At 43.5% G+C, this 1098-nt stretch carries 2 protein-coding genes; both read left to right on the forward strand.

Annotation, left to right across the window (positions count from 1 at the left end):
- Nucleotides 1–76 precede the first annotated feature (76 nt).
- The gene (locus R7P72_RS25655) at nt 77–526 is read left to right on the forward strand and encodes an Lrp/AsnC family transcriptional regulator (RefSeq protein WP_005485150.1); all 450 of its coding nucleotides are present in this window, start codon (nt 77–79) and stop codon (nt 524–526) included.
- Nucleotides 527–565: 39 nt separating this feature from the next.
- On the forward strand, nt 566–1098 hold a 533-nt coding region (locus tag R7P72_RS25660), incomplete at its 3' end, for a class I SAM-dependent methyltransferase (RefSeq protein WP_318111052.1).

The raw sequence follows: 1098 nt of genomic DNA on the forward strand, positions 1-1098 counted from the left end.
CGTACTTTGTTTCAATATTGGTGTTAAACTGCGTTCAATTAATTCAATTTAGTGATTTTTGGCAAAGGGAGTTGGCATGGACAAAATTGATAGGCAGTTACTTCATCTCATACAGAAAGACGCCACATTAACGACAGCGGAGCTTGCTGACCAAGTAGGGCTCTCTGCTTCACCATGTGCGAGGCGCTTAAAACGTCTTGAACAAGAAGGGGTTATCAGCGGATATCGAGCAATGATCTCACGTGGCGCAGTAGGCATTGCGATGACGGTGTTCGTTGAAGTGAGTTTGAATAATCACCAAGCGTCGTCAATCGATGAGTTTGAAACCGCAATCGTCGATATGGATGAGGTGATTTCTTGTCACGTCGTATCTGGCGCTTACGATTATTTATTGGAAGTGGTCAGTAAAGATCTTCCCGGATACGAAAGCTTCACGAGAAAGCTGCAAAGGTTAGAAAACGTCAAAGACATCCACACACACCTTGCTATTCGGCAGGTAAAAGGAAATGGCTGTTTACCCATTTAATTTGATCATTGTGCCTGTAGTGAGCAAGAGGGGAGATAAATGAAGTGGCTCGATAGATTGAAGATTGCCAACTACCACCGCAAGCGTTACAAACAATTTGGTAATGATAAAGCGCGTACGCTGGGTTGGCAGGACGAATATAGCCAAATCAGCCGATTTGAAGCGCTGACTCGTAGCCTTTGTTTAGAGGCAGTTAGTATTCTCGATATTGGCTGTGGCTTTGGTGATCTGCTTGAATATATTGAGAGCCAGAATCAATATCCAGCGCGCTATGTCGGCATTGATCAGCAGAAGCAGTTCATCACAAAGGCCAGAAAGAAAGCTTTTAAACCGCCTGTTAATTTCATTTGTGGCGACTTTTCTAAGCTTGTTCTTCCTCAAAGTGATTATGTGTTTGCGTCAGGTTCATTAAACTACAAATCGAGCAATGCCAATCATACGATTGAAATGATTGAGAAGATGTATCGAGCGGCTCGAATAGGCTGTGTGTTTAACTTACTCGATGAAGAAAAGCTGCCGAGCATGAGAATGCTAGAATCGCATAACAAAGTGGGGGTGTTGCGCTATTGTCG

The sequence above is a fragment of the Vibrio sp. Vb0888 genome, assembly GCF_033338835.1.
GTDB classification, from domain to species: Bacteria; Pseudomonadota; Gammaproteobacteria; order Enterobacterales; family Vibrionaceae; genus Vibrio; species Vibrio alginolyticus.